At 51.3% G+C, this 1,159-nt stretch carries 2 rRNA genes; both read left to right on the top strand.

Annotated features, from left to right (window positions below):
• Nucleotides 1-554, top strand: a 16S ribosomal RNA gene (locus WN59_RS07885); the annotation flags it as partial.
• A 223-nt stretch (nucleotides 555-777) separates the two neighbouring features.
• Nucleotides 778-1,159, top strand: a 23S ribosomal RNA gene (locus WN59_RS13730); the annotation flags it as partial.

Here is a 1,159-nt window from a genome sequence, read left to right on the forward strand (position 1 = left end):
TCTTGACATCCTCTGACCCCCCTGGAGACAGGGGTTCCCTTCGGGGCAGAGTGACAGGTGGTGCATGGTTGTCGTCAGCTCGTGTCGTGAGATGTTGGGTTAAGTCCCGCAACGAGCGCAACCCTTATGACTAGTTGCCAGCATTGAGTTGGGCACTCTAGTGAGACTGCCGGTGACAAACCGGAGGAAGGTGGGGATGACGTCAAATCATCATGCCCCTTATGATTTGGGCTACACACGTGCTACAATGGACAGGTACAAAGGGCAGCGAGACCGCGAGGTTGAGCGAATCCCATAAAACTGTTCTCAGTTCGGATTGGAGTCTGCAACTCGACTCCATGAAGCTGGAATCGCTAGTAATCGTGGATCAGAATGCCACGGTGAATACGTTCCCGGGTCTTGTACACACCGCCCGTCACACCACGAAAGTCAGTAACACCTGAAGCCGGTGGGCCAACCCTTCTGGGAGGCAGCCGTCGAAGGTGGGACCGATGATTGGGGTGAAGTCGTAACAAGGTAGCCGTATCGGAAGGTGCGGCTGGATCACCTCCTTTCTAAGGATAAATACGGAACGGAATGGTTGACATATTGTATTCAGTTTTGAATGGTCTCTTTGGAGTCATTCATTTTAAACATGTACATTGAAAACCGGATAGAGAAGCAATAAATGATTTTTAACCGAAAATCAAAGCGTAGAAAACCGAGAACTGAAATTAAAAAGAGTTCACACAAACACGCGTTGTGCCGCTTGATGCGGCACACTCACAAATTCATTGCGATTAAGTAATGAAGGGCGCACGGTGGATGCCTTGGCACTAAGAGCCGATGAAGGACGGAACCAACACCGATATGCTTCGGGGAGCTGTAAGTAAGCGTTGAACCGAAGATTTCCGAATGGGGGAACCCAGCACATCATTATGTGTTGCCGGTCAGTGAATAGATAGCTGACGCGGCGGTAGACCCGGGGAACTGAAACATCTCAGTACCCGGAGGAAGAGAAAGAAAAATCGATTCCCTGAGTAGCGGCGAGCGAAACGGGAAGAGCCCAAACCAGCTTCGGCTGGGGTTGTAGGACACCGACACGCCAAGTAATGTTGAGCCGAACGGCCTGGAAAGGCCGGCCGGAGGGGGTAACAGTCCCGTAGGCAAAGGACATTAT

The sequence above is a fragment of the Salinicoccus sediminis genome (assembly GCF_000986795.1).
Taxonomy (GTDB): Bacteria; Bacillota; Bacilli; order Staphylococcales; family Salinicoccaceae; genus Salinicoccus; species Salinicoccus sediminis.